The sequence below is a fragment of the Qaidamihabitans albus genome, assembly GCF_016464705.1.
Lineage (GTDB): Bacteria > Actinomycetota > Actinomycetes > Mycobacteriales > Pseudonocardiaceae > Qaidamihabitans > Qaidamihabitans albus.
In genome coordinates this window covers 14,151-38,779 of the sequence record NZ_JAEHOB010000001.1, presented here as the reverse complement: position 1 = coordinate 38,779, position 24,629 = coordinate 14,151, and the positions used below count along the sequence as shown (strand labels likewise).

General features: G+C 69.9%; 24 protein-coding genes. 13 read left to right on the top strand and 11 right to left on the bottom strand.

Translation table 11 applies throughout. The annotated features are described in order from the left end of the window. Positions 1-74: 74 nt before the first annotated feature. The 9 genes from JAP66_RS00200 (at position 75) to JAP66_RS00160 (ending at position 10,881) form a co-directional block, all read left to right on the top strand. Entirely contained in the window at positions 75-578 is a 504-nt protein-coding gene (locus tag JAP66_RS00200; protein ID WP_199428841.1) for an NUDIX hydrolase, read from the top strand. Continuing rightward, a complete protein-coding gene (locus JAP66_RS00195; protein ID WP_199428840.1) occupies positions 575-2,713 on the top strand; it encodes a DUF6049 family protein in 2,139 nt (712 codons plus the stop codon). Before JAP66_RS00200 ends, JAP66_RS00195 begins: the two co-directional genes overlap by 4 nt. A 540-nt stretch (positions 2,714-3,253) precedes the next feature. Continuing rightward, positions 3,254-5,029, top strand: a complete 1,776-nt coding sequence (murJ, locus tag JAP66_RS00190; protein WP_199429986.1) for a murein biosynthesis integral membrane protein MurJ — start codon at positions 3,254-3,256, stop codon at positions 5,027-5,029. A 103-nt stretch (positions 5,030-5,132) separates the two neighbouring features. Beyond that, positions 5,133-6,686 (top strand): protein kinase family protein, encoded by a 1,554-nt coding sequence (locus tag JAP66_RS00185; RefSeq protein WP_199428839.1) that lies wholly within the window; start codon positions 5,133-5,135, stop codon positions 6,684-6,686. A gap of 31 nt (positions 6,687-6,717) precedes the next feature. Next, complete coding sequence (gene sigM, locus JAP66_RS00180; protein ID WP_199428838.1) at positions 6,718-7,320, top strand: RNA polymerase sigma factor SigM; 603 nt, start codon at positions 6,718-6,720, stop codon at positions 7,318-7,320. Then, positions 7,317-8,066: an RsmA family anti-sigma factor gene (locus JAP66_RS00175; protein WP_199428837.1), complete on the top strand. Its 750-nt coding sequence runs from the start codon at positions 7,317-7,319 to the stop codon at positions 8,064-8,066. The genes sigM and JAP66_RS00175 overlap by 4 nt, the downstream gene beginning before the upstream one ends. A gap of 104 nt (positions 8,067-8,170) precedes the next feature. Further along, entirely contained in the window at positions 8,171-9,166 is a 996-nt protein-coding gene (trxB, locus tag JAP66_RS00170) for a thioredoxin-disulfide reductase (RefSeq protein WP_199428836.1), read from the top strand. Between the two features lie 26 nt (positions 9,167-9,192). Then, complete coding sequence (gene trxA / locus JAP66_RS00165) at positions 9,193-9,516, top strand: thioredoxin (RefSeq protein WP_199428835.1); 324 nt, start codon at positions 9,193-9,195, stop codon at positions 9,514-9,516. A 219-nt stretch (positions 9,517-9,735) separates the two neighbouring features. Next, positions 9,736-10,881 carry an N-acetylmuramoyl-L-alanine amidase gene (locus tag JAP66_RS00160; protein WP_199428834.1) on the top strand — a complete coding sequence of 382 codons (1,146 nt, stop codon included), beginning with the start codon at positions 9,736-9,738 and terminating at the stop codon, positions 10,879-10,881. A 5-nt stretch (positions 10,882-10,886) separates the two neighbouring features. Here the strand turns inward: JAP66_RS00160 and JAP66_RS00155 are convergent, their stop codons facing one another. Then, complete coding sequence (locus JAP66_RS00155) at positions 10,887-11,285, bottom strand: hypothetical protein (RefSeq protein ID WP_199428833.1); 399 nt, start codon at positions 11,283-11,285, stop codon at positions 10,887-10,889. 148 nt (positions 11,286-11,433) lie between these two features. Beyond that, entirely contained in the window at positions 11,434-12,072 is a 639-nt protein-coding gene (locus JAP66_RS00150) for a GNAT family N-acetyltransferase (protein WP_199428832.1), read from the bottom strand. Positions 12,073-12,284: 212 nt separating this feature from the next. Between JAP66_RS00150 and JAP66_RS00145 the strand changes: the two genes are divergently transcribed. Together JAP66_RS00145 and JAP66_RS00140 are read left to right on the top strand one after the other, a co-directional pair. Continuing rightward, positions 12,285-13,616: an aminotransferase-like domain-containing protein gene (locus JAP66_RS00145; protein ID WP_199428831.1), complete on the top strand. Its 1,332-nt coding sequence runs from the start codon at positions 12,285-12,287 to the stop codon at positions 13,614-13,616. Positions 13,617-13,679: 63 nt separating this feature from the next. Further along, on the top strand, positions 13,680-14,630 hold the full coding sequence (locus JAP66_RS00140) for a D-alanine--D-alanine ligase family protein (RefSeq protein ID WP_199428830.1): 951 nt from the start codon (positions 13,680-13,682) through the stop codon (positions 14,628-14,630). Positions 14,631-14,702: 72 nt separating this feature from the next. Here JAP66_RS00140 and JAP66_RS00135 read toward each other — a convergent pair whose 3' ends face one another. From JAP66_RS00135 to rpmH, 8 genes are all read right to left on the bottom strand, one after another. Continuing rightward, positions 14,703-15,707 carry a ParB/RepB/Spo0J family partition protein gene (locus JAP66_RS00135; RefSeq protein WP_199428829.1) on the bottom strand — a complete coding sequence of 335 codons (1,005 nt, stop codon included), beginning with the start codon at positions 15,705-15,707 and terminating at the stop codon, positions 14,703-14,705. Beyond that, a complete protein-coding gene (locus JAP66_RS00130) occupies positions 15,704-16,618 on the bottom strand; it encodes a ParA family protein (RefSeq protein ID WP_199428828.1) in 915 nt (304 codons plus the stop codon). The genes JAP66_RS00135 and JAP66_RS00130 overlap by 4 nt, the downstream gene beginning before the upstream one ends. A gap of 79 nt (positions 16,619-16,697) precedes the next feature. Beyond that, the gene (gene rsmG / locus JAP66_RS00125; protein WP_199428827.1) at positions 16,698-17,417 is read right to left on the bottom strand and encodes a 16S rRNA (guanine(527)-N(7))-methyltransferase RsmG; all 720 of its coding nucleotides are present in this window, start codon (positions 17,415-17,417) and stop codon (positions 16,698-16,700) included. A gap of 217 nt (positions 17,418-17,634) precedes the next feature. Beyond that, on the bottom strand, positions 17,635-18,192 hold the full coding sequence (locus JAP66_RS00120) for a Jag family protein (protein ID WP_199428826.1): 558 nt from the start codon (positions 18,190-18,192) through the stop codon (positions 17,635-17,637). Positions 18,193-18,221: 29 nt separating this feature from the next. Then, on the bottom strand, positions 18,222-19,343 hold the full coding sequence (gene yidC, locus JAP66_RS00115; protein ID WP_199428825.1) for a membrane protein insertase YidC: 1,122 nt from the start codon (positions 19,341-19,343) through the stop codon (positions 18,222-18,224). Between the two features lie 4 nt (positions 19,344-19,347). Then, positions 19,348-19,671: a membrane protein insertion efficiency factor YidD gene (gene yidD / locus JAP66_RS00110; RefSeq protein WP_199429985.1), complete on the bottom strand. Its 324-nt coding sequence runs from the start codon at positions 19,669-19,671 to the stop codon at positions 19,348-19,350. A gap of 11 nt (positions 19,672-19,682) precedes the next feature. Next, the gene (rnpA, locus tag JAP66_RS00105) at positions 19,683-20,108 is read right to left on the bottom strand and encodes a ribonuclease P protein component (protein ID WP_199428824.1); all 426 of its coding nucleotides are present in this window, start codon (positions 20,106-20,108) and stop codon (positions 19,683-19,685) included. 22 nt (positions 20,109-20,130) lie between these two features. Further along, positions 20,131-20,274 (bottom strand): 50S ribosomal protein L34, encoded by a 144-nt coding sequence (gene rpmH, locus JAP66_RS00100; protein ID WP_112279700.1) that lies wholly within the window; start codon positions 20,272-20,274, stop codon positions 20,131-20,133. A gap of 579 nt (positions 20,275-20,853) precedes the next feature. On the opposite strand from rpmH, the gene dnaA reads away from it, so the two are divergent. Next, on the top strand, positions 20,854-22,491 hold the full coding sequence (gene dnaA / locus JAP66_RS00095; RefSeq protein WP_199428823.1) for a chromosomal replication initiator protein DnaA: 1,638 nt from the start codon (positions 20,854-20,856) through the stop codon (positions 22,489-22,491). A 74-nt stretch (positions 22,492-22,565) separates the two neighbouring features. Here the strand turns inward: dnaA and JAP66_RS00090 are convergent, their stop codons facing one another. Beyond that, entirely contained in the window at positions 22,566-23,483 is a 918-nt protein-coding gene (locus tag JAP66_RS00090; RefSeq protein WP_199428822.1) for a LysR substrate-binding domain-containing protein, read from the bottom strand. A 73-nt stretch (positions 23,484-23,556) separates the two neighbouring features. On the opposite strand from JAP66_RS00090, the gene JAP66_RS00085 reads away from it, so the two are divergent. Continuing rightward, entirely contained in the window at positions 23,557-24,396 is an 840-nt protein-coding gene (locus JAP66_RS00085) for an EamA family transporter (protein WP_199428821.1), read from the top strand. Positions 24,397-24,629 lie beyond the last annotated feature (233 nt).

Genomic DNA, 24,629 nt, shown 5'->3' with positions numbered 1-24,629 from the left:
TTACTACATCGGCGGATCAACACGGACACGAGAAGCCAGCGTACCGGCGGCGCCGTTTGCTCTAGCATCGCAGCATGCCTGGATCGGCCGGTCGCTCCGGTGGTGCCAAACCGGGACGCCGGTCCCGGCGCCGCCGTGGCAGGAGGCTGACCACCGTCGACGAGACCTCCGCAGGCGGCCTGGTGGTCGACGGCGACCGGCGGCACGCCGTGCTGATCGGCCGGCTCGACCGGCAGGGCAGACTGCTCTGGTCGCTCCCCAAGGGGCACATCGAGGACGGCGAGACCACCGAGCAGACCGCGGTGCGCGAGGTGAAGGAGGAGACCGGTATTTCCGCGCACGTGCTGCACCCACTCGGCACGATCGACTACTGGTTCGTCGCCGAACGCCGCCGCGTGCACAAGACCGTGCACCACTTCCTGCTCGAAGCCGACGGCGGTGAGCTCTCCGACGAGGACGTCGAGGTGACCGAGGTCGCCTGGGTGCCGCTGACCGAGCTGGAGGGCAGACTCGCCTACGCCGACGAGCGCAAGCTGGTCCGCAAGGCGCGGGAATCGTTCGAGGGAGCTGGCGGTTGACCAGGTTCGGCGCGTTCGCGCTGGCACTGGCGTTCCTCTTCGCGCAGGGACTGCTGGGCGCACCCGCCGGTGCGCAGCCACTGCCGGCTGAGCCGACCATGCTGGAGCTCGACGTCGAGCAGCTGAGCCCGCGCATGGTGACGCCGGACAGCGGCGCGCTCAGCGTGCTCGGGTCCGTTACCAACGTCAGCGACCGCCGGATCTCCGACATCGTCGCCCGCCTGCAGCTCGGCGAGCGGCAGGACTCCGGCGACGAGCTCGCCGAGACGCTGAACGAGCCGCCCCCGACGGACTCGCCCGTCTCGGACTGGATCGACATCGCCGACACGCTGGAGCCCGGGCAGAGTGCCCAGGTACGGATCACGGTGCCGCTGGCGGACGGCTCGCTGCCGGTGACCGATCCCGGGGTCTACCCGATGCTGCTCAACGTCAACGGTACCCCGTCCTACGGCGGTGCGGCGCGGCTGGCCGCACTACACCTGCTGCTGCCGGTGCTCGGCGTTCCCGGACAGGCTCCTCCGCAAGGTGACCAACCGGCGAGCATGTCGATGCTGTGGCCGATCGCCGCCTCGGAGCCGAAGGTGGTCGAGGCCCGCTACGAGCGCCCGGTCGTGCTCGCCGACGACGGCCTCGCCGGCGAGCTGCGGGCGGGCGGGCGGCTGGACGCGCTCGTCTCGGCGGCGCTCGCCCACCGGGACGACCCGGACCTGTTCGGATCGCTGTGCTTCGCGATCGACCCGGAGCTGGTGGAGACGGTCAAGGCGATGACGCGCGGTTACCGGGTGCGGACACCGTCCGGCGAGGTGAGCGGCAAGGGGCGCGCGGACGCCGAGCGCTGGCTCGAATCGCTGCGGCAGCTCGTCGCCAGCCACTGCGTGGTTCAGCTTCCCTACGCGGGCGCCGACCTGACCGCACTGACCGAACTCCACTCCGGCGCCGAGCTGGTGGCGGACGCGGTGAACGGGACGTCGATCCTCAGTGTGCTCGGCGTGCAGCCGCGCCAGGGCGTGCTGTGGCCGGGCAGTGTGCTCAGCGGACCGGCCCTGCGGATGTCCTCCGCCGCGGGCGTCAACACGGTGCTCACCGGCCCGGCCCAGCTCGAGGCGGACCCGGCGGGCACGCGAACCACCGAGATCGACGGGACGGGCGTGCGTGCCGTGCCCTACGACGCCCTGGTCAACACGGCACTGACCGGTGAGCCGAGCCGGATACCGGGCCGCGTGACCCCGGCCGACGAACCGGAGGTGGCCACGCAGAACGGGCTCGCGGCACTGGCGCTGCGGACCGGACTTGGCGATGCGCAGCAGACCGGCGACCCGCTGCTCGTCGCGCCTCCGCAGCGGTGGGATGCGACCGCCGGTGAGCTCGGTACGCTGCTGAGCTCGGTCGAGACACTGCGCTCGGCCGGGATGGTCAGCCCCGCGCCGCTGGAGGACCTGCTCGCCGGCCCGGCGAACGGCAGCGCGGCCCTGAACGGGGGCCAGGAGGCCGCGGGCGCCGACCCGAACGTGCCAGGCTCGGTGCTGCGCACCCTTTCCGCCGTCGAGTCGACAGCCGCCGACCTGCAGCGCGCGATGGCCGTCGACCCGACCAGGCAGGTGGAGCCCATCAGGCTCATCCGGCCGTTGCACAACGCCGTGCTGCGGGCGGCGTCGAACGTCTGGCACGACCGGATCGACCAGGGCTCCGCCGCGGCCGCCACGGCACAGGCGCAGGTCGACACACTGCGCGGGCAGGTGAGCGTGGCCACGCCGAGCCAGCCGGTGTCGCTGGCGTCCGGGTCGAGCCCGCTGCCGGTCACCCTTCGCAACGAGCTGCCGGTCGCGATCACGGTCCGGCTCCAGCTGGAGAACAGCGCCGGGTTGCGCCCGGCGGACATCCAGGACACTCCGCTCGCCGCCGACAGCAGGGTCGGCCGGCTCATCCCGGCCGAGGCGCTGCGGTCGGGCCGGTTCAACGTGGACGTGTCGTTGACCACTCCGGGCGGGACGAAGCTCGGCTCCCCCGCACACCTGGAGCTGACCTCCACCGAGCTCGGCACGTTCACCGTGGTGCTGACCGCGACCGCGGGCGCAGCGCTGGTGCTACTGGCCGGAAGGCGGATCTACCGGCGGGTGAAGGCCGACCGGAGCTGACCGGAACGCCTCGCGGGGTTTCCAGGGAGGCGCTGAGTTTCCGCTGACCTCGGATTACCCTGAATCGACCAAGCTGACCCGTCGAGGATTGGGCGCGTGTTGGACAGAGAGCCGGGTGGGCCGCCCGAGCGTGCCGGGCGACCTTCGCGTCCCGACCGCGTGCCACCGCGCCGTTCCGACCGCAGGCCGCCGCCGGAACAGCAGCGGGGCCGAACCCCGGAGCGCGGTCCCGACGGGCAGCCGCGCCGGGAGCCGGGGGAGCCGGGCAGGCCCAACCGGTACCGGGGCCAGCCACCGCCCACCCGGCAGCAGCCGCCACCGCCACAGCCACCACCACAGCAGCCACCACCACAGCAGCCACCACCACAGCAGCCGCCACCCCAGCAACCGCCGCGGGCCCCGGGTCCACCGCCGCGCCGGGGCAGGCCACCGGAACGCCCGCGCCACAGGCAACCGGTACGCCCGTGGCGGCAGGAGGCGGACCAGGGCAACCCCAAGGGCCCCGCCCGGCGCCCGCCACCCCGCGAGGCGGACGCCACGATGTTCATCCCGCGCGAGCGGGGAGTGCCGCCGGGCGTGCGCTGGCCCACCGCGGACCCGGACGTGATCCGGCCCTACGACGAGTTGGCCACGCGGATGATGCCGCGGATCATGGACGGTCCGCGGCCGGCCGAGCCCATCGGCGACCGGCTGCCCGCGGTCCAGCTCGAACCCAGGGACGAGCAGAAGGCACCGTCGGTGGCGCGGGCCAGCGGGCGGATGGCGATCGCCACGCTGACCAGCCGGATCACCGGCTTCGCGTGGAAGGTGATGCTGGCCTGGGTCGCCACCCTCGGCGTGCTCTACGACTCGTTCACGGTCGCCAACACGCTGCCGCTGATCATCAACGAACTACTCCTCGGCGGCGTGCTGACCAGCGTCGTCGTGCCGCTGCTCGTACGCTCGCAGGACGACGAGGACGGCGGGGAGTCCTACACACAGCGGCTGGTCACGATGGCGCTGACCGTGCTCGGCGTCGGCACGGTGCTCTCCACGGCGCTCGCCCCGTGGCTGACCGGCCTGCTGATGGACGAGAGCGGCGCGGCGAACCAGGAGCTCGCGACGTGGTTCGCGTACCTCCTGCTGCCCGGGCTGCTGTTCTACGGGATGTTCGCGGTGCTGTCGGCCGTGCTGAACGCCAAGCAGGTCTTCGGCCCGGCGCAGTGGGCTCCGGTGATCAACAACCTGGTCATCTTCGCGACGATCGCCGCGTTCGCGCTGGTGCCGGGTGACCCGACGATCATCCCCACGCAGATGAGCGATCCGAAGGTGCTCGTGCTCGGCATCGGCGTGCTGACCGCGATGGTCGCGCAGGCCACGTTCCTGCTTCCGGCACTGCGCCGCTCCGGCTTCCGGTTCAAGTGGCGCTGGGGCATCGACGACCGGCTCAAGGAGTTCGGCGGGCTCGCGCTGTGGATTCTCGGCTACGTCGCGGTGAGCCAGGTCGGCATGATCGTCAACACCAGGGTGCTCACCGGCGGCGCCGCGGGCGGCGCTTCGATCTACTCGAATGCCTGGCTGCTGTTCCAGCTGCCGTACGGCGTGATCGGCGTGTCCCTGCTCACGGCACTGATGCCGAAGATGAGCCGGTCGGCCGCCGACGGCGACCACAAGCGGCTGGTCGGGGACCTCTCCTACGGCTCACGGCTGACCACGCTGCTGCTGCTGCCCGTCTCGGCGGTGATGGCGGTGGCGGGCACGTCGATCGGCATCGCGCTGTTCGCGCTGGGCAAGGGATCGGTCGCCGACGCGGAGCGGCTCGGCCAGGCCCTCGCGGTGTCGGCGTTCGGGCTGCTGCCGTATGCGCTGGTCATGCTGCAGATGCGGGTGTTCTACGCGATGAAGGACTCGCGCACCCCGACGCTGATCATGGTCGTGATGACCGCGGTGAAGATCCCGCTGCTGTATCTGGCCTCCGCGCTCCTGCACCCGCTGAACGTCGTGCTCGGCGTGATGATGGTGAACTCGCTGGTGTTCGTCGTCGGCGCGGTGCTCGGGCAGGTCTGGCTGTGGGTGAAGCTCGGCAACCTGCGCAGCAAGCGGGTGCTGGGGGTCATCCTGTTCACCGTGGTCGCCAGCGCACTCGGCGTGGTCGCGGCCGCGTTGGTCGGGATGCTCGTGCCGGACTCGGTCGGTCCCGTCGCGCACGCCTGGATCAAGCTGTTCCTGCAGGGCATCGTTGGTATCGGCGTGTCGTTCGGTGTGCTGATCGCGCTGAAGGTGGACGAGCTGGACCCGGTCACCCGCAGGGTCGGCCGCCTGCTGCGGCGCGCCTGAAAGCGGGCGGCGAACTGCCCTCGGCGTGCCCGGTTCACGTACCCTCGGAGCCGGATACGCAGGGCAGCGGAGAAACAGCGAGCAGGCAGGGGGTCCGACCCGAGTGGGCATTCGTGCACGGGGTGGATCGCTGGCGCCCGGAAGCGTCGTCGGCGACGGCCGGTACCGGCTGCTCGCGCAGTTCGGCATCGACGAGCGGGCCGGCGCGCACCTGTGGCGCGCGCGGGACGGCCAGCTGCGCCGGGACGTCGCACTGACCATGCTGGTCGGCGACCCCGCCGACGCCGAGGCCGCGCGGCTCGCCCGGCGCACCCTGGAACGGGCGGCGCACGCGGCGAAGTTCGGCCATCCGGGCGTGGCGCGGGTGCTCGACGTGCTCACCCTCGGCAGCGGCATCAGCTCCAGCGAGGGCCTGCTCGGCATCGTCGTCTCGGAGTGGACGAAGGGCAGTGACCTCGTCGACCTGGTCGCCGAGCGGCCGGTCGAACCGGGCGCCGCGGCCAGGATGGTGCAGGCGCTCGCCGAGTCGGTCGAGGTCGCCCACCAGTCCGGTCTCGTACTCGGCCTCGACCACCCGCAGCGGCTGCGGCTCACGCCCGACGGCAGGCTGCGGCTCGCGTTCCCCGGCCCGCTGCCGGACGCGACGCTGCGCGACGATGTGAAGGCGCTCGGCGCCGTGCTCTACCTGCTGCTCACCGGCCGCTGGGCACTGCCGGGCGGGCCACCCGCGATCCCGGCCGCACCACGCTCGCCGACCGGCCGGATCGTGCCCGCGCGCTCGCTCGAACCGCGCGTGCCGCAGGAACTCTCGGCGCTGGCCGTGCGCACGATCGAGGACGGCGGACACGGCGGCATCCGGACGAGCGCGGCGATCCTGCGCGTGCTGGAGGACGTCGCCGAGGCCGCCGAACGCACCCAGCTCATCGACCAGGTGGGCACCGAGCCCGACGTCGATCCGGACGGCGGTGTCTGGACCACGAAGAAGCCGGTGAAGGACGCGGCGCGACGACGCAAGCTCGCGCTGGGTGTGACGGTGCTGGTGGTGGCCGCCGTCGGCATACTCGCCTGGCTCGGCATCATGGCGATCAGCTTCTTCCAGGACGATCCCGACGCCAGCGGCCCGGCGGTGAACCTGGCGGACCCGTCGACATCGCAGCAGCAACCGCCGCCGGACCAGACCGGCGAGGAGGAGCCGCCTGCCGACCCCGGCACCGCGGGCCAACCGGTGACGCCCGCGAGCATCTCCGTCTACAACCCGGAGGGCGAGGGAGACAGCCCGGACCGGGCGGCCAACACGATCGACGGCGACCCCACCACGATCTGGCGCACCGACGAGTACCGGCAGCAGTTCCCGGCGTTCAAGTCCGGCGTCGGCCTGCTCGCGTCCTTCGACGCGCCGATCGACCTCTCGAAGGTCAAGGTGACCGCGGACAGCCCGGGCACGACCATCGAGATCAGGACGGCGAGCGAGCAGGATCCGGCTCTCGAGGAGACGAACGTGGCCGCCTCGGGAAGCCTGGACGGCGTGGAGAACGAGATCGCGCTACCGCAGCCCGCGTCGACGCAGTACGTCATCATCTGGATCACCCAGCTCTCCGGCGGTGGTGACGAGCACGTGTCGGAGATCGGCGAGCTGACCTTCCTGCCTGCCCAGTGACCCGCGGTGGCCGCTTAGTAGTCTCTTCCGGGTGACCGCAGCCGCGCCTACGGATGCCGACCTCATCGCTGCGCATGCAGCCGGCGATGCCCACGCCTTCAGCGAACTCGTCCGCCGGCATCGGGACCGGATGTGGGCGGTGGCGCTGCGCACGGTCCGAGATCCCGAGGAGGCCGCGGACGCCCTGCAGGACGCCTTCATCTCGGCGTACCGCGCGGCGGCGAACTTCCGCGCCGAGTCGCAGGTGACCACGTGGCTGCACCGGATCGTGGTGAACGCCTGCCTGGACCGGATGCGCAGGCGGCAGGCGCGGCCCACGGTCCCGCTACCCGAGACCGGGCACAACGAGCCCGCCGTGCCGCGGGACTCGATGGCCGAGCGGGAGACCCGGCTGGTCGTCCAGAGCGCGCTTGAGCAGCTGCCCGACGACCAGCGCATGCCCATCGTGCTGGTGGACGTGGAGGGTTACTCGGTCGCGGAGACCGCGAAACTGCTGGGCATCGCCGAGGGCACCGTCAAGAGCAGATGCGCCAGGGGCCGCGCGAAACTCGCCAAAGTTCTCGGTCATCTGCGGAACCCGGACAACGACGCCGGCGTCCCAACTCACGAAAGCAAACACGGGGAGGGACGATGACGGACGAAAGCAGGGGGCGCGGCGGGGTCGTCGGCCCCCCGTGGTCTGTCGACGTGCTCGCCGATCTGCACGCCGGTGTGCTCGACGAGAGCGAGGCCGCCGAGTTGTGGCCGCGGGTCAACGCCGACCCGGAGGCACGCGCGATCATCGACGCGCTGGAGGCGACCACCGCGGACCTCTCCCTGCTCGGCACGCAGCCCGCCGAGCCGGTGCCTGCCGACGTGGCGGCGCGGATCGACGCGGCCCTTGCCGAGGAGCAGGCGCCCTCCGGCGGAAACGTCGTGAGCCTGGACGCCGCGCGCAGGCGGCGCAATCGCCGCCTCGGCTGGGGAGCCGGCCTGCTCACGGCGGCCGCGGCCGTGGTGGCCGGGCTCGTGCTGGGCGTACCGGCCCAGGACAGCGTTCCCGGCGTGGCACAGCCGCCGGCGGCGGTGCCGAGCGAGGCGCCGCTGGCGCTGAGCGGGGACAACCTGGACGCCGCCATCGGCGCGGTCGACCGCGTACGCGACTTCGGCCCGCTCGGCGATCAGGACCGGCTCGACGCGTGCCTCACGGCGAGCGGCGTCGACATCGACCGCAGGCCCATCGGCGTCCGGCCGGTCACCATCGACGGCCGGGAGGCCGTGGTCGCGCTCTACACCACGGGCGAGCTCGCGCAGTTCCGGCTGGTGGCCGTCGCCCCGGACTGCGGGCCGGACAACCCCGGCCTGCTCCGGGACGAGGTGGTCGGCCGCGAGGGCGGCTGACCACCCGTCTTCCACCTGACGGCGGCACACGTCACGTCGGGAACACCCGCACCTACGATCGTGTTGAGCCTGGTACGCAGGTGTTGACGAAGCGGAGGTCACGGGTGGCTGCAGAGGACGTTCGGAACCTGATCATCGTGGGATCGGGTCCCGCCGGGTACACCGCTGCCGTGTACGCGGCCCGCGCCCAGCTGGAACCGTTGGTGTTCGAGGGGTCCCAGTTCGGTGGCGCGTTGATGACCACCACCGAGGTCGAGAACTACCCAGGGTTCCGGGCCGGGATCCAGGGGCCCGAGCTGATGGAGGAGATGCGCGAGCAGGCCAAGGTCTTCGGCGCCGACCTCCGCTCGGAGGACGTGGAGGAGCTCGACCTCACCGGTCCGGTCAAGTACGTGACGGCCAACGGGCAGCGCTACGCCGCGCGCGCGGTCGTCCTCGCGATGGGCGCCGCGGCACGGTACCTGAACGTGCCCGGCGAGCAGGAGCTGCTCGGGCACGGAGTGTCCTCGTGTGCGACGTGTGACGGCTTCTTCTTCCGCGACCAGGACATCGCCGTGGTCGGCGGTGGCGACTCCGCGATGGAGGAGGCCACCTTCCTCACCAAGTTCGCCCGCACCGTGACGATCGTGCACCGGCGTGAGGAGTTCCGCGCGTCGAAGATCATGTTGGAGCGCGCGCAGGCGAACGAGAAGATCCGCTGGCAGCTCAACTCGGCGGTCACCGAGGTGCTCGGCGAGGGCAAGGTCACCGGCCTGCGGCTGCGGGACACGGTGACCGGGGAGGAGTCCACCCTCGACGTCAGCGGCTTCTTCGTGGCCATCGGGCACGACCCGCGCAGCCAGCTCGTACGCGGCCAGGTCGATCTCGACGAGAGCGGCTACGTGCTCGCGAAGGGGCGCAGCTCGTACACCAACCTCGACGGCGTGTTCGCGGCGGGCGACCTGGTCGACCACACCTACCGGCAGGCGATCACGGCCGCCGGCTCGGGCTGCACGGCGGCGATCGACGCCGAGCGCTGGCTCGCCGAGCACGCCGACGTGGTCGAAGCACATGAGGCACCCGAACTGGTGGGCGGCGGCTACGCGGCCCGCGCCAACTGACCCGGCAATCCACGACAGGAGTAGAGATGACCGACACCGTGAAGGTGACCGACAAGAGCTTCGCCGACGACGTGCTCTCCAGCGACAAGCCGGTGCTCGTCGACTTCTGGGCCACCTGGTGCGGGCCGTGCAAGATGGTCGCCCCCGTCCTCGAGGAGATCGCGGCCGAGCACAAGGACAAGCTGACCGTCGCCAAGCTGGACGTCGACGAGAACCCGAACACGTCGCGTGACTACCAGGTGATGTCGATCCCGACACTGATCCTGTTCCAGGGTGGCAAGCCGGTGAAGCAGATCGTGGGCGCCAAGCCCAAGGCAGCACTGCTGTCCGACCTCTCCGAGGTGCTCTGACACCTGGCAGGACAACGCCGAACCCGGGGTGCGCGTGTGTATCGAGCGCACCCCGGGTTTCTCGTTGGCCTCCTCCGCCGCATCCGGTGACGCACGGTGCGGCCCTGCGCGCTTACAGAGAGTTCACAGGGCACAATAGGGGCCGCAGGGAACCCATGAGACCCTGATTTGTTCGCACAGCATCGAGCACTTCGGTGCCCAAGGAAGAGCGAGGAGTGCATGCGGGTACTCCGCCGCGGCGACGCCGGACCGGAGGTCGCCGAGATCAGGTCCATGCTCGCGGCACTGGACCTGCTCCCGACCGGAGACACCTCCGACGGCAACGGATTCTTCGACGCGACGGTGGAGCACGCTGTCCGCGCCTTCCAGCAGCGCCGGGGCCTCATCACGGACGGCATCGTCGGCCCCGCCACCTACCGGGCACTGCGCGGTTCGAGCTATCACCTCGGCAGCAGACCGCTGGCCTACCTGGTGTCCTCACCCGTGCACGGGGACGACGTGTTCGCGCTGCAGGAGCGGCTCACCGAGCTCGGCTACGACTCCGGGCGTCCGGACGGCGGTTTCGGGCCGCAGACCGAACGCGCGCTGCGGAACTTCCAGCGAGACTACGGTCTGGTCGTCGACGGCATCTGTGGCGCGGGAACGGTCCGCGCGCTACGGCAGCTCTCCCCGCGTGCCAGGGGTGGCCGCCCGGTCTTCCTGCGGGAGCAGGAGCAGGTCCGGCAGGCGGGCCCCCGGCTGCGCGGCAAGCGCATCGTGATCGATCCGGGCCACGGCGGCGCGGACACCGGCGTGGCGCTCGAGGGCCTGCGTGAGGCCGACATCGCCTGGGACCTGGCCCGCCGCCTCGAGGGCCGGATGAAGGCGACCGGCATGGAGGCACTGATCTCCCGCGGGCCGGGACACAGCCCGTCGGAGACCGAGCGGGCGAACTTCGCCAACAACGCCGGTGCCGACCTGTTCCTCTCGCTGCACAGCGACGGCAACCGCTCGCCCTACGCGCAGGGTGTCGCGAGCTTCCACTTCGGCACCGGCAACGGCACCACCTCGACCGTCGGCGAGCTGCTGGCCGGCTACATTCAGCGTGAGCTGGCCGCGCGGACCGGCATGCGGGACTGCCGCACCCACCCGAAGACGTGGGAGATCTTCACCCGCACGCGCTGCCCCGCCGTGCGGGTCGAGATCGGCTACCTGACCAACCCGGACGACCGGCGCAGGCTCTCCGACCCCGCCTTCCGCGACGTCGTCGCCGAGGGCATCCTGATCGCCGTCAAGCGCCTGTACCTGCTCGGCGAGAACGACCAGCCGACCGGCACCTTCACCTTCGCCGACGTGCTGGCCCACGAGCTGGCCAAAGCCGAGTAGCGCGCTCAGCCGACCGCGATCGAGTACGCGACGCCGAACGCGAGCAGGTAGGCCGGCACGCCGGCAGCAAGGCCGAGCCACGGCGTGCGCCGCAGCCGGGTCGCCACCGCCGCCCCGACCAGCGAGAGCACGAACCCGGCCAGCAGCCCACCCCAGGGCAGCCAGAACACCGTCTGCTGTCCGCCGGGTGTACAGATGTAGCGGCTCCGGTCGGCCCCGCAACCGTCGCTGGCCATCACGAAAACGAACCCGGCGACGAACGACACCGCGAGACCGAGCACGGTGAGCGCCGCGAGAGCGACCCCGAAGCCGGTCCACTGCCCCTTGCGGCGGGCCGCCGCCCCGGAGTCGAGCAGCGCGGAGGGAACCTCGGGGGCTCTCGGCAGTTCGGGCTCGCGGTCCATACCGGTCACGCTAGGCATCCCACCGGCTCGGGCGCGAGCGTACGAATACGCAATCACCCTGTGGACAACCTGTCGATATGTACACAAAGCTGTGGATAACCACATCGAGTTACCCCCATGTCGACCGGAGCGCACACGGGACCGTTCGCTACGCGCGGGTGGTGCTGGCCTCGGCGGTCGTGATGCTCACCTCGCCGAGCAGCTTCTCCAGTGCCGCCTCGACGTCTTCCTTCCACGAGATCCCCGACCTCAGCTCCAGCCGCAGCCGCGGCCACCGGGGATGCGGGCGCACCGTCTTGAACCCGACGCTGCGCAGGAAGGCGGCGGGAACGACGCAGTTGTGCCCCTCGGTCTCCTCGCCGGGCTCCGCGTCCCCGTACGCCTCGATGGCACGCACCCCGCGCCGGGTGAGGTCCTTCGCGACCGCCTGCACCAGCAGCCGGCCCAGCCCGCCGCCGCGGAACTCCGGCAGCACGTGAAAGGCCGTCAGCAGGACGGCATCGGCGCTGGGCGGCGCGGTGGGAAAGGCGCCTGCCCTCGGCACCGCGGTCGGCGGCGCGTACAGCACGAACCCGACCGGCACGTCGCCGCTGTAGGCGATCCGGCCGCACGAGCCCCACTCCAGCAGGATCGCCGACACCCAGGCTTCCTTCTCGACCTCGGTCTCGCCGTAGCGCTCGGCCTCCTCCTTCAGGTGCGGAGCGAGCTCCCAGTACACGCAGCGGCGGCAGCGCAGCGGCAACTGCTCCAGGTTGTCCAGCGTGACGCCAACGACGCGTCGCGACACGAAACCTCCCCGGAACGTGCATGAAGTCGATCGGAGGCCGGTGCACGCGCGACGACGCGGCGACATGAGGCCCAAGCAGAGCATAGGCGGATGTGACGAGAGCCGGAAACGGGGGAGCCGCCGAACCCCGGACGTTACACTCGACGAGGTCTACCCGCAGGTAGAGAGCCCACGCCCGCCGACGCGCCGCATGACGCAGACAGAAGTAGACGATGACTGCCTCCCAGCCGCCCGAGCACCGACCGGGTTCCGAGCCCGGCCGCCACAACCTCGATCCGCATCTCGACCGTTACGCCGCTCGCACCGAGGGTATGACGGCGTCCGAGATCCGAGCGTTGTTCGCGGTAGCCAGCCGGCCCGAGGTCGTCTCGCTCGCGGGAGGCATGCCCAACCTCTCCGCTCTGCCCCTGGACTCCCTCTCCTCGCAGATGGCCGAGCTCATCGCGGAGGACGGGCTCGTGGCGCTGCAGTACGGCTCCGCGCACGGCGTGCCCGCGCTGCGCGAGCAGATCTGCGAGATCATGGCACTGGAGGGCATCACCGCCCATCCCGACGACGTCGTGGTCACCGTCGGCTCGCAGATGGGCCTGGACATGGTGACCAGGCTGTTCTGCGACCCGGGTGACATCGTGCTGGCGGAGGGTCCGTCCTACGTCGGCGCACTCGGCTCGTTCGCCGCCTACCAGGCGCAGGTGGTCCACGTCGCGATGGACGACGACGGCCTGGTGCCCGAGGCGCTGCGCGAGGCGCTGGCGCATGCGGACAAGCACGGGCAGCGCGTCAAGTTCCTCTACACGATCCCGAACTTCCACAACCCCGCCGGCGTCACCCTGGCAGTCGAGCGCCGGGCGGAGATCCTGGAGATCTGCCGCGCACACGACGTGCTGGTGGTGGAGGACAACCCGTACGGGCTGCTCGGCTTCGACGGCCAGACCTACCCGGCACTGCGGTCGAACGATCCGGACAACGTCGTGTACCTCGGCTCTTTCTCCAAGACCTTCGCCTCCGGGCTGCGGGTCGGCTGGGTACTGGCGCCGCACGCCGTGCGGGAGAAGCTGGTGCTCGCCGCGGAGTCGGCCACGCTGTGCCCGCCGACGCTGAACCAGCTGGTCGTGTCGCGCTACTTGTCGACGCACGACTGGAAGGGCCAGGTCAAGAAGTTCCGGGAGAACTACCGCGAACGCCGGGACGCGATCGTCTCCGCGCTGGAGCAGCACATGCCGCCCGGCTGTACCTGGACTCACCCGGACGGCGGTTTCTACGTGTGGGTAACGGTTCCGGAGGGCGTCGACACCAAGGCCATGCTGCCCCGTGCGGTCACCGCGCGGGTGGCCTATGCCTCGGGCACCGGGTTCTACGCCGACGGCTTCGGCAGCAGGCAGATGCGCCTTTCCTACTGTTACCCGACAACGGAACGGATCCGCGAGGGCGTGCGCAGGCTCGCCGGCGTGCTGGAGTCCGAAATGGACCTCGTGCGCACCTTCGGTAGCGTCACGACGCGTGCCGTGTCCGGGCCGCAGTTCCCGGGCCCGGACACCGCCTAGGGCAACCATTCTGGGGTGGCAACCGTCCGCACCGGACGAACCTGAGCATTGAGGAGTTCTCGCGTGGCCGATCGCACTGTCGCCGTGCTCGCCGGTGGCCTTTCGCACGAACGTGACGTGTCGTTGCGGTCCGGTCGCCGGCTGTCGGCCGCGCTGCGCGGCGCGGGCCTGACGGTCGTGGAGTGGGACACCGACGCGGGCCTGCTGGGCAGGCTGCGCGACGAGCGCCCGGACGCGGCGGTGGTCGCACTGCACGGGGGAGAGGGCGAGAACGGCTCGGTGCAGACCGTGCTGGAGATGCTCGGCGTGCCTTTCGTCGGTACCAGTTCGCAGGGCTGCCGCCGTGCGTGGGACAAGCCGACCGCGAAGGCACTCGTCCGCGAGGCCGACTTCGCGACACCGGGCTGGGTCGTGCTGCCGCACAGCACCTTCCGCGAGCTGGGCGCGCAGGGCGTGCTCGACGCGATGGTCGATCGGCTCGGCCTGCCGTTGATCCTCAAGCCGGACCAGGGCGGCTCGGCGCTCGGCACCCAGGTCGTCCGGGACGCCGCGGAACTGCCCACCGCGATGGTCGGGTGCTTCGCCTACGGCGACACCGTGCTGGCGGAGCAGTTCGTCGACGGCATCGAGGTGGCCGTGACCGTTGTCGAGCGCGACGGCGGGCCGGAGGCACTGCCCGCGGTCGAGATCGTGCCGGAGAGCGGTGTCTACGACTACACCGCGCGCTACACGGCCGGGCTCACCGATTTCTTCGCACCCGCCCGCCTCTCCGACGCCGCAGCCAAGGCGGTCGGTGAATTGGCGGTCGGCGCCCACCGGCTGCTCGGGCTCCGCGACATCTCCCGGACCGACGCGGTGGTGGCGAAGGACGGCACCGTGCAGTTCCTCGAAGTGAACCTGTCCGCCGGACTGACCGAGACCTCGACCGTCCCGATGGCGATGGAGGCCGCCGGGACGTCACTCGGCGAGGTGTTCGCCGAGCTCGTCACCCGGGCGATCCAGCGCGGAGACTAGTACGGTCCCGGTAACCCGTCGTGACATCGAGTCACCGGAACGCAATCATCACCGTGACGAAACGGGCCGGTGTCATGGCTCATCGGTTTTAGCTGTCTGATTTGTCTTGTTCGGGTCCATGAGAGCGACGATCCGCTCAAGATCGTCGACCGAGCCGAACTCGACCACGATGCGACCCTTGCGCCGGCCGAGATCGACCTTCACCCGGGTGTCGAAGGTGTCGGAGAGCCGCTCCGCGAGGTCCTGCAAACCCGGCGCCTGCATCGGCTTGCGTGCCGGCGGCTTCGGCTTCGGCTTGGACTCGCTCTTGGAGAGAGTCACCGCCTCCTCGGTCGCGCGGACCGAGAGTCCCTCGGACACGATGCGCGCGGCGAGCTCTTCCTGACGGTCGGCCTCTTCGAGGGAAAGCAGGGCGCGGGCGTGCCCGGCTGACAGCACTCCGGCCGCCACCCGCCGCTGCACGGGGAGGGGCAGCCGCAGCAGCCGGATCGTGTTGGTGATGACGGGCCTACTGCGGCCGATGCGCGCGGCGAGTTCCTCGTGCGTCACCTCGAACTCGTCGAGCAGTTGCTGATAGGCCGCCGCCTCCTCCAGCGGGTTGAGCTGGACGCGATGGATGTTCTCCAGGAGCGCGTCCCGCAGCATCGCCTCGTCGGCCGTCTGCCGGACGATCGCCGGGATGAGTTCCAGCTCAGCCTGCTGGGCCGCCCGCAGCCGCCGCTCACCCATGACGAGCTCGTACTCGTCATCGGGCAGTTGCCGGACGACGATGGGCTGCATGAGCCCGAACTCGCGGATCGAGTGCTCCAGCTCGGCCAGCGCGTCCTCGTCGAACACCTGGCGCGGCTGCTTGGGGTTGGGCTTGATCGCGCTGACCGGAACCTCGCGGTAGACAGCGCCCGCGACCTCGCCACCGTGCGACTGCATTGAGCCGTTGGCGGCGAACCAACCCTTGTCACCGTCGCCGTTGAGTTGCTCCGCGCTCACCTCGCCGGTAGCGGTGCCCTCCTCACCCACCGGTCCGGTGGGGATCAGCGCCGCCAGACCACGGCCGAGGCCGCCTCTCCGCTCGGTCATTGTTGCTCCCTACTCGCTGCTCCCCGCTCGGCGACCTCCCGGGCGGCATCCAGATAACTCATCGATCCACGTGAACCGGGGTCGTACGCCAGCACGGTCTGTCCGTAACCGGGTGCCTCGGAGACCTTCACGCTGCGGGGGATGACCGTCTTCAGCACCACGTCTCCGAAGTGGTTGCGCACCTCCTGCGTCACCTGATCAGCCAGCTTGGTCCGGCCGTCGTACATCGTCAGCAGGATCGTGGAGACCACCAGCGTCCGGTTCAGGTGCTTCTGGACGAGATCGATGTTGTTGAGGAGTTGCCCGAGTCCTTCGAGTGCGTAGTACTCACACTGGATCGGAATCAGTACCTCGTGCGCGGCGACCATCGCGTTCACCGTCAGCAGCCCGAGCGACGGAGGGCAGTCGATGAAGACGTAGTCGACGTCGAGTTCCTGTAGCGCCTCCTGCGAGAGCGACTCCTTCAGACGCGACTCGCGCGACGCCATCGACACAAGCTCGATCTCGGAGCCGGCCAGATCTATGGTCGCCGGCACGCAGAGAAGGTTGGGGGACTGTTCGCTGACTTGCGCCGCCTCCACGAGCGACACCTCGCCGAGCAGGATCTCGTAGACGGACGGCGTCCCGGAGTGATGATCCACGTTGAGCGCCGTGCTCGCGTTGCCCTGCGGGTCGAGATCGATGACGAGTGTCCGCAACCCGTGCAGGGCCAGCCCCGCGGCCAGGTTCACCGCACTGGTCGTCTTGCCGACGCCACCCTTCTGATTGGCGACAGTCAGCACGCGGCGATGTGTCGGACGTGGAAGTTGATGCTCCTCCGGGTGCAGGACCCGGGCGGCACGCTCGGCCTCCTCCGCGATCGGCGTCCAGCCGATGTCGTGGTGGGTGCCTGTTTCCTGTGGCGGGTTCACCGGTCGTCGCACCCCCCGGCCGCAGCGCGCTCGTAGGTACCCGGTTTCACGTGGAACATGGGCCGCTCCGTACTGGTCGTCATTCGCTGGTCGATCCTTTCACCCGCGACCGGGTGCGAGTTCCTTGTCGCCGCATTCGCTCCGGCTTCCGTGGCTCCACACGTTCAATCACCACTACCGTGCTCGGCGTCTCGAGTACGGCGGCACCACACGCTTCCACCACCGGCTCGCCACCGCCCGCTTTCCGGACCGCGACTCGGTCACGCGCCACCTCTTCCGTCGCGCTGGCGCCCTTCAGGGCAAGTAGCACCCCGGCAGGCCGCACCAGCGGTAGGCACCACGACGCGAGCCGAGCCAGCGGAGCAAGCGCGCGGGCCGTCACGACATCGGCCGGTTCGAGCCGCTCTCTGATCTGCTTGTCTTCCGCCCGGCCACGAACCACCGTCACGGGAAGCTCCAGGTTCTGGACCACCTCGGTCAGCCAGTCCACCCGACGCGCCATCGGCTCCAGGAGAACGATATCGAGGTCCGGTCGGCATATCGCGAGCGGCACACCGGGCAACCCCGCGCCGGAGCCCACATCGATCACCCGAGCACCCACAGGGACACGTTCCCCGAGAATCGCGGAGTTGAGTATGTGCCGCTCCCACAACCGGTCCAGCTCGCGAGGCCCGATCAGCCCTCGCTCGACACCGTGTCGCCGCAGCATCTCGACGAACCGCTCGGCCCGGTCCAGAAACTCGCCGAAGACGGCCGTCGCGGTGGCCGGGGTAGCCGGTGTCAGGTCGTCCGGACCCACTGATCACTCCTCGGTTGGTCGCCGTTTCACGTGAAACTGGGCGTAGGTCGATTGTCCCCGATGCCGCCGTCGGATCGGCGCGACAGTCCGTAAGTGTGGAGAACTCCACTGCGGCTTCGTACCGTCCGCGCGGTCCGTTTCACGTGAAACGGACCGCGCAAAGAAAAGCGGCCCACCGGGGTTCCGGTAGGCCGCTTTCTGCGCTCTGCGCTGAGTGTCACTCCGGGAGCACGACCACGCGCCGCTTCGGCTCCTCGCCTTCGCTCTCACTCCGCACCCCGTCCACCGCGGCGACCGCATCGTGTACGACCTTCCGCTCGAACGGGCTCATCGGCTGCAGCCGCACCCGCTCACCCGACGACAACACCGACTCCGCGGTCGTCCGGCCGAGCTCGCGCAACTCTTCCCGGCGTCCCGCGCGCCAACCCGCGACGTCCAGCATCAGCCGACTCCGCGTACCCGTCTGCTGCTGCACGGCCAGCCGGGTCAGCTCCTGCAGTGCCTCGAGGACAGTGCCCCGCGGACCGACCAGCTTCTCCAGGTCCTCACCGCCGTCGATGCTGACGACCGCCCTGCTGGCCTCCACATCGAGGTCGATGTCGCCGTCGTAGTCCAGGACGTCCAGCAACCGCTCCAGGTAGTCGCCCGCGATGTCGCCCTCCTGCACGAGGAGATCGTCATCCGCATCCGGTGACGACTCCTCGGTGCCGGTATCCGTTTCCTCCGGAACCGCCTCATCCTGATCGGCGCCGATCACCTCGACCGTCTCCGACATGTGGTTTCTCCTCTCCAGCCCCGACAGCGTCAACGTCGCTTACGCCCTTGCGCCTTCTTGCCCTGAGTGGCGGGGCGTTGCTGGTTCCCGCCGTTCTTCGCCCAGGCGCCACCGCCCTTGGCGCTGCTACCGCTCTTCGGGGACTTGCCGCTTCTCGGGGACTTGCCGTTCTTGGGGGCCGTGCCGTTCTTCGCCGGACCCGAGTCGGTGCTCTCCTTCGGCTCGGAGTCGGCGGCCTCGCCGGACTCCGAGGACTTCGCCTGCTGGGCCGGCTTCTGGGCCGGCTTCGGCTTCTGTCCGACCTGCGGCTTCTGGCCCGGCTTCGGTGCGAGGTTGGTGCGCTTCTCGACGACCTCGGCCTTCTTCGCCTCTTCTTCCTTGTCGATCTTCGTGTAGACGAGCCGCTGCTGCATGAGCGTCCAGCCGTTGTTGGCGAGCCAGTACAGCAGCAGACCGATGGGGAAGAACGCACCGAAGATGAGCACACCGGCGGGGAAGATCCACAGCGTCAGCTTGTTCATCATCGCGGTCTGCTGAGTCGCCGAGGCCGGGTTCTGCCGGGCCACCGAGTGCCGCGCCGTGAAGTGGGTCGCGACGCTGGCGATGATCATCAGCGGCACCGCGACCGGAGCCACCTCCCAGCTCCAACCGCTCTCGCCACCGGGCGCGCCACCCATCATCGAAACGTGGTTGATCGCGTCGCCGAGGTTGACGCCGAAGATCTTCGCGTTGACGTAGGAGTTGACGCCCGCCTCGTCGAAGAAGTAGTTGCCCTCCCGGCCGGCCTGGAAGTTGCGGAGCACCCAGTTCAGACCGATGAAGACCGGGATCTGCAGCAGCATCGGCAGGCAGCTGCCGAGCGGGTTGACCCCGTGCTCGCGCTGGAGCTTCTGCATCTCCTGCGCCTGGCGCTGCCGGTCGTTCGCGTACTTCTTCTGGACCTTCTTGATCTCCGGCGCGAAGTCCTGCATCTTCTTCATCGACCGGACCTGCTTCACGAACGGCTTGAACATGATGCCGCGGACCGTGAAGGTCAGGAAGATGATCGCGAGGACCCAGGAGATCGCGTTGTCCTCGCTGAAGACGAACCCGAATACCTTGTGCCAGCACCAAAGGATGAACGACACGGGGTAGTAGATGAAGTCGAGCACTGAGCTACTCCTCGGTAGACATACCAGGACTTTGGCGTCGGAAGGTGAACTTCTCCGGCACAGGGTCTCGGCCGGGCGGGGTCCAGGGACCGCACCGCAACAACCGGCGCATCGCCAGGTACGAGCCGCGCGCGGCGCCGTGGCGGGTCAGCGCCTCGGCCGCGTACGCACTGCAGCTCGGATAGAACCGGCACATCGGGGGGAGATACTGCGAGATACTGCGATACAGGCGGATGGGGAGCAGCAGCACCCAGGCCGCCGGCGTCGGACGCGCCGGACCGCTGGATTCCTGGGACTCGGCCGACTCCGAGGAGGCGTTGCCGGCCATCTGCGCTTCGCTCACACCGCTGGTCCATTGTCGTGGCCGGCTCCCGGCGCAGCACGCCGCCCGGAGCCGTCCGGCTTGCCGACCCGGCCGGCCGGCAGGAGGTTCAGTCGCCGCAGGGCGGCGTCGAGGTCGGAGCCGAGCTCGGCACTGCTCGCGCCGGCCGAGGCAGGTAGCGCCCGTACGACCAACGCGCAACCATCCGGCAAGGTTCCTAAACGATCGGCGACGAGGTGCCGCAGGCGCCTGGTGACCCGGTGGCGCACCACCGAGTTGCCCACGGCCTTGCTCACCACGAAACCCGCCTTCCGCCCCCTCTCCGGGCCGTCCGGAGAAGCGAGCGCGTGCAGCACGAGGCGGCGGCGCCCCGCTCGGGCGCCGCCGCGCATGACCGCACGGAATTCCTCACTCCGCCGCAGGCGAGCGTTGGCCGGAAGCACGCCGCGCCTCGCAGTGGCGGAATCAGGCGGAGAGCCGCTGCCGACCCTTGCGCCGACGGTCCGCCAGGATGGCCCTGCCTGCCCGCGTGCGCATCCGCAGCCGGAACCCGTGGGTCCGCGCGCGTCGGCGGTTGTTCGGCTGAAAGGTGCGCTTGCCCTTGCTCACGGCTCAGTTCTCCTGGTCTCGATTCCACGCACGACTTCCGCTGACTCGGGCGTGTCGTGCGTACAACACGTCTTCTTGTGGTGTCTCCTACCGACCTGGGCGCTCCGCCTCGCCGGGGCGAGTCGAACGTGGGCACGCGAAACGGGCCCGCTGTCAGCGGTAGACCTTACGAGGGTACGCACTCGCTCCGGTGACACCGAAACCGGCCCCTTGTGTAGCGCAGAGCAACCACCCGGCACGCTACCCGATGAGCACGGCGCGCCGCCGGATGGCAACACGCCGTACACCATGAAATGCTTGCCCCTAACGATGTCTTGTGGCAACTCGCGGGGCTTGTTAGCGTGCCTCTTCTCGGTTGACCGAGTGAGGGGCTCGGTGCCACTGCCGGAGGTGTGGGAGGCTCCGGCCGGGCGTACCTTGATCCCCGCGGGTGGAGTGTCTGCGGGTCGCCGTACGTTAATGCACAGTTGTGGACAACTATGTGGATACCTGCTGCGCGGTACCCACGTGAACCTGCTGTGACGGCTCCGGTGAGCGGTCGGACAGGTGCGGTCGACGAGGGGAGGGGAGCGGAGCAGGGTGTCTGAACACCAGCTGAACCTGACAGTCGTCTGGGAGCAGGTCGTCAGAGAACTCGCCGACGGAACCCTGTCCCCCCAGCAGCGTGCCTGGATGCGCGTTACCAGGCCCATCGGCCTGCTCGACGGCACCGCCCTCCTTGCGGCGCCGAGCGACTTCGCCAAGGAGGCCATCGAGCGTGCGCTGCGGGAGCCGATAACCGACGCGCTGTCGCGCAGGCTGGGCCGCGACGTCTCGCTCGCGGTGAAGGTCGACACCGCCGATGCCCCGCCCACCCCCACGGCACACAGTCGATACACGAGCTCACCCGGACGGGCGGACAACGGCAACGGTCCGCGCACGGAAGCCCCGCCGATGCCGCCCACGGACGACACCGTCACCGTCCCGGCCGTCCGGCACTCCAGGGCCGACTCGACCGAGTTGCCCGTTCCACAGCAGTCGGCGTCCGCGCCGACCAGGCAGGCGGAACCGGGAGACGACGGTGACGAGGAGGTCGACGAGGAAGGCGACGCGCTCGCCGCGGTCCACGAGATCTGGCCGACCTTCTCCGGGCAGCCGATCGCCGGGCAGCCGTACACCGCGCCGGCACAGCCGCAGACCTCCAAGACGCGCCTGAACGAGAAGTACACGTTCGACACCTTCGTGATCGGCGCGTCCAACCGGTTCGCCCACGCGGCGGCCGTCGCGGTCGCCGAGGCGCCGTCGCGGGCCTACAACCCGCTGTTCATCTGGGGCGAGTCGGGGCTGGGCAAGACTCACCTGCTGCACGCAGTCGGGCACTACGCGCAGCGGCTGTTTCCCGGTATGCGCGTGCGTTACGTATCGACCGAAGAGTTCACCAACGACTTCATCAACTCGCTGCGCGACGACCGCAAGGTCGCGTTCCAGCGGCGCTACCGCGACATCGACATTCTGCTCGTCGACGACATCCAGTTCCTCGAGGGGAAGGAAGGAACTCAGGAGGAGTTCTTCCACACCTTCAACACCCTGCACAACGCCAACAAGCAGATCGTGGTCTCCTCCGACCGGCCACCGAAGCGGCTGGAAACGCTGGAGGACCGGCTGCGTACCCGGTTCGAGTGGGGTCTCATCACCGATATCCAGCCGCCCGAGCTGGAGACCCGCATCGCGATCCTGCGGAAGAAGGCGGCGCAGGACCGGCTGGCCGTGCCCGGTGACGTCCTCGAGTTCATCGCCGCCCGCATCGAGGCCAACATCCGCGAGCTGGAGGGCGCGCTCATCCGCGTGACCGCGTTCGCCTCGCTCAACCAGCAGCCGGTGGATGTCGGTCTCGCCGAGATCGTGCTCCGGGACCTGATCCCCGACTCGCAGGCACCGGAGATCAGCGCATCCACCATCATGGGGGTCACGGCGGACTTCTTCGACGTCACGATGGACGATCTCTGCGGGCCGGGGAAGACGAAGGCGCTCGCGACGGCACGGCAGATCGCGATGTACCTGTGCCGGGAGCTCACCGACATGTCCCTGCCGCGCATCGGCCAGACGTTCGGCGGCCGCGACCACACCACGGTGATGCACGCCGACAAGAAGATCCGCAAGGAGATGGCCGAACGGCGGCGGATCTACGACCAGGTGCAAGAGCTGACGTCGCGAATCAAACAGCGCGCGCGGCAGTAGCAAGACCCGCACCGAACGAAGGCCGCCTGCCGCGCGCGCCACCACGCAACGCGGAGCCTGCGACGCGTCGCAAATCAAACACCACGCAAGGCAGTGGTGGCGACCTCGCGCACCGCGGTCAGCCCCGCCGCAATCGCCGGTGAGCTCGCGCTGCCCCGGCGCACGCAGGTGATGAACCGGCGGGACGGCCACGGCTTGCCGTGCAACGGAATCCGGAGCACGGCATGCCGCTCCGGAACGGGGACCAGTCGCGGCAGCAGGCATACCCCGGCCCCCTCCGCGACGAGCGCCGACACGGCGAACCACTCCTTGACGTGGTGCGAGATCCGCGGCGTGAAACCCGCCGCCGCGCACGCGGTGACGAGCAACGGATAGGTGTCGTTGTGCGGCGGTTTCACGATCCACGGTTCACCGGCGGCGTCGGCGAGTGCCACGCTGCCCGCGTCGGCGAGCGGGTGCCCGACCGGCACGAGCAGGTCCTGCGGATCATCCAGCAGCGGCTGCCGATCGAAGCGTGGGTCGCCCTCCGGGGGCGCGTCGGACGTGGGCAGGACGACGGCGATGTCGGCGTCCTCGCCGTGTAGCAACCCGTAGCAGTCGCCGCTCTCGTCCTCGCGGATGTGCACGGTCAGCCGTGGGTACTCGCGGTGCAGCCGGGTAGCGGCGGGCGCCAGCAGCGCCGCGATCGCCGACGACACCCCACAGAACACCAGCCGTCCGGCAGGCGCCGTGCCGTGCTCGGCGAGTTCCGCCCTCGCGCGCTCCCACTGGGCGTAAAGCGTCTCGGTGTGTTCGAGCAACGCCAGCGCGGCGGGGGTCAGCCGCACCCGCCTGCCGTCCCGGCGCAGCAGCCGCACGCCCACGTCCCGGCTCAGCAACCGCAACTGCTGCGAGACCGCGGACGGCGTCAGGTGCAGTGTCGCGGCGGTCGCCGTGATCGTGCCCTGCTCGGCGAGGACACGCAGCACATGCAGCCGCCGTAGGTCGATCATGTAGTCCACGCTAAAGGATTCCGTGCGGAAACTTCAGCTTCAGGTTGCCGCCGTTTCGCCGCAGACTCGCCGCATGCCCCCGTGGACCTTCGTGCTCGGCAGCGTCATCAGCGTCCAGTTCGGACAGTCGTTCGGCAAGCAGCTCTCCGGTGAAGCGGGCCCGCTCGGTGTGGCCGCGCTCCGGTTGACCGTCGCGGCGCTCGTACTCCTCGCCGTGCACCGGCCCGCGTTGCCGCGGCCGCGATCCGGCCTCGGGTCGATACTCGGCCTCGGCACGGCGATCGCCGGGATGAACCTCATCTACCCGGCGCTCGCGCACCTCCCGCTCGGGATGGCGGCGACCCTGCAACTCCTCGGCCCGATCACGTTGGCACTACTGAGTTCCCGGCGACCGGTGGATGCCGCGCTCGCGGCGCTGGCCGGTTCTGGCGTGTGGCTGTTCCACGGTACGGGCGCCGGGACACCCTTGGGCGTGCTGCTCGCCCTCGCCTCGGGGGCCGCGATGGCGATCTATCTGTTGCTGAGCGAGCGAGCCGGGCGGCTCAGCGAAACGAGCGCGCCACTCACGTTCGCGGTCTGCTGGGCTGCCGCGCTGTACCTGCCGTTCGGCATCGCCGAAGGCGGTGCGGCGTTGCTCGATCCCGGGGTACTGCTCGCCGGCGCGGCGGTCGCCGTCCTGTCCGCGGTGATCCCGTACTCGCTCGACCTCGCCGCATTGCGCCGTCTGCCACCGCGCGTCGTCGGCGTGCTGGAGAGTCTGGAGCCCGCGGCCGCCGGGCTCGCCGGGACGGTGGTGCTCGCCGAGCTTCTCCGCCCCGTGGAATGGATCGCGATCGCGTGTGTCTGCGCCGCGAGCGCCGGCGCCGTCATCACTCACTCGGGGCGATCCGGGCCACGTTTCGGTGTGTGCTGACAGTGCAGAACCTGGGCACAGACCGACCCACAACTGGGGACAGCGGTGTGGACAACTGTGGATGGATGTGGACCGGTTGCGGACGGCCCGAATCCCTCCACCGATCGCCCGAACTGTCCACCGGAAGAGCACCCCGGCTGTCCACACCACGCCGCGCCGTAAGACCAGCGACGACGAGCGCTGTCCACACAACCCACAGCCCTTACTACTGTCACTGAACAAGAGCTTCTCTT

Coding starts and splice junctions, on each gene's coding strand:
- JAP66_RS00090 (WP_199428822.1), bottom strand. CDS start 23,483: ATGATCGACCTACGGCGGCTGCATGTGCTGCGTGTCCTCGCCGAGCAG.
- JAP66_RS00175 (WP_199428837.1), top strand. CDS start 7,317: ATGACGGACGAAAGCAGGGGGCGCGGCGGGGTCGTCGGCCCCCCGTGG.
- JAP66_RS00135 (WP_199428829.1), bottom strand. CDS start 15,707: ATGACCGAGCGGAGAGGCGGCCTCGGCCGTGGTCTGGCGGCGCTGATC.
- JAP66_RS00145 (WP_199428831.1), top strand. CDS start 12,285: ATGACTGCCTCCCAGCCGCCCGAGCACCGACCGGGTTCCGAGCCCGGC.
- JAP66_RS00155 (WP_199428833.1), bottom strand. CDS start 11,285: ATGGACCGCGAGCCCGAACTGCCGAGAGCCCCCGAGGTTCCCTCCGCG.
- JAP66_RS00085 (WP_199428821.1), top strand. CDS start 23,557: ATGCCCCCGTGGACCTTCGTGCTCGGCAGCGTCATCAGCGTCCAGTTC.
- yidD (WP_199429985.1), bottom strand. CDS start 19,671: ATGGCCGGCAACGCCTCCTCGGAGTCGGCCGAGTCCCAGGAATCCAGC.
- murJ (WP_199429986.1), top strand. CDS start 3,254: ATGTTCATCCCGCGCGAGCGGGGAGTGCCGCCGGGCGTGCGCTGGCCC.
- trxA (WP_199428835.1), top strand. CDS start 9,193: ATGACCGACACCGTGAAGGTGACCGACAAGAGCTTCGCCGACGACGTG.
- JAP66_RS00160 (WP_199428834.1), top strand. CDS start 9,736: ATGCGGGTACTCCGCCGCGGCGACGCCGGACCGGAGGTCGCCGAGATC.
- JAP66_RS00120 (WP_199428826.1), bottom strand. CDS start 18,192: ATGTCGGAGACGGTCGAGGTGATCGGCGCCGATCAGGATGAGGCGGTT.
- JAP66_RS00200 (WP_199428841.1), top strand. CDS start 75: ATGCCTGGATCGGCCGGTCGCTCCGGTGGTGCCAAACCGGGACGCCGG.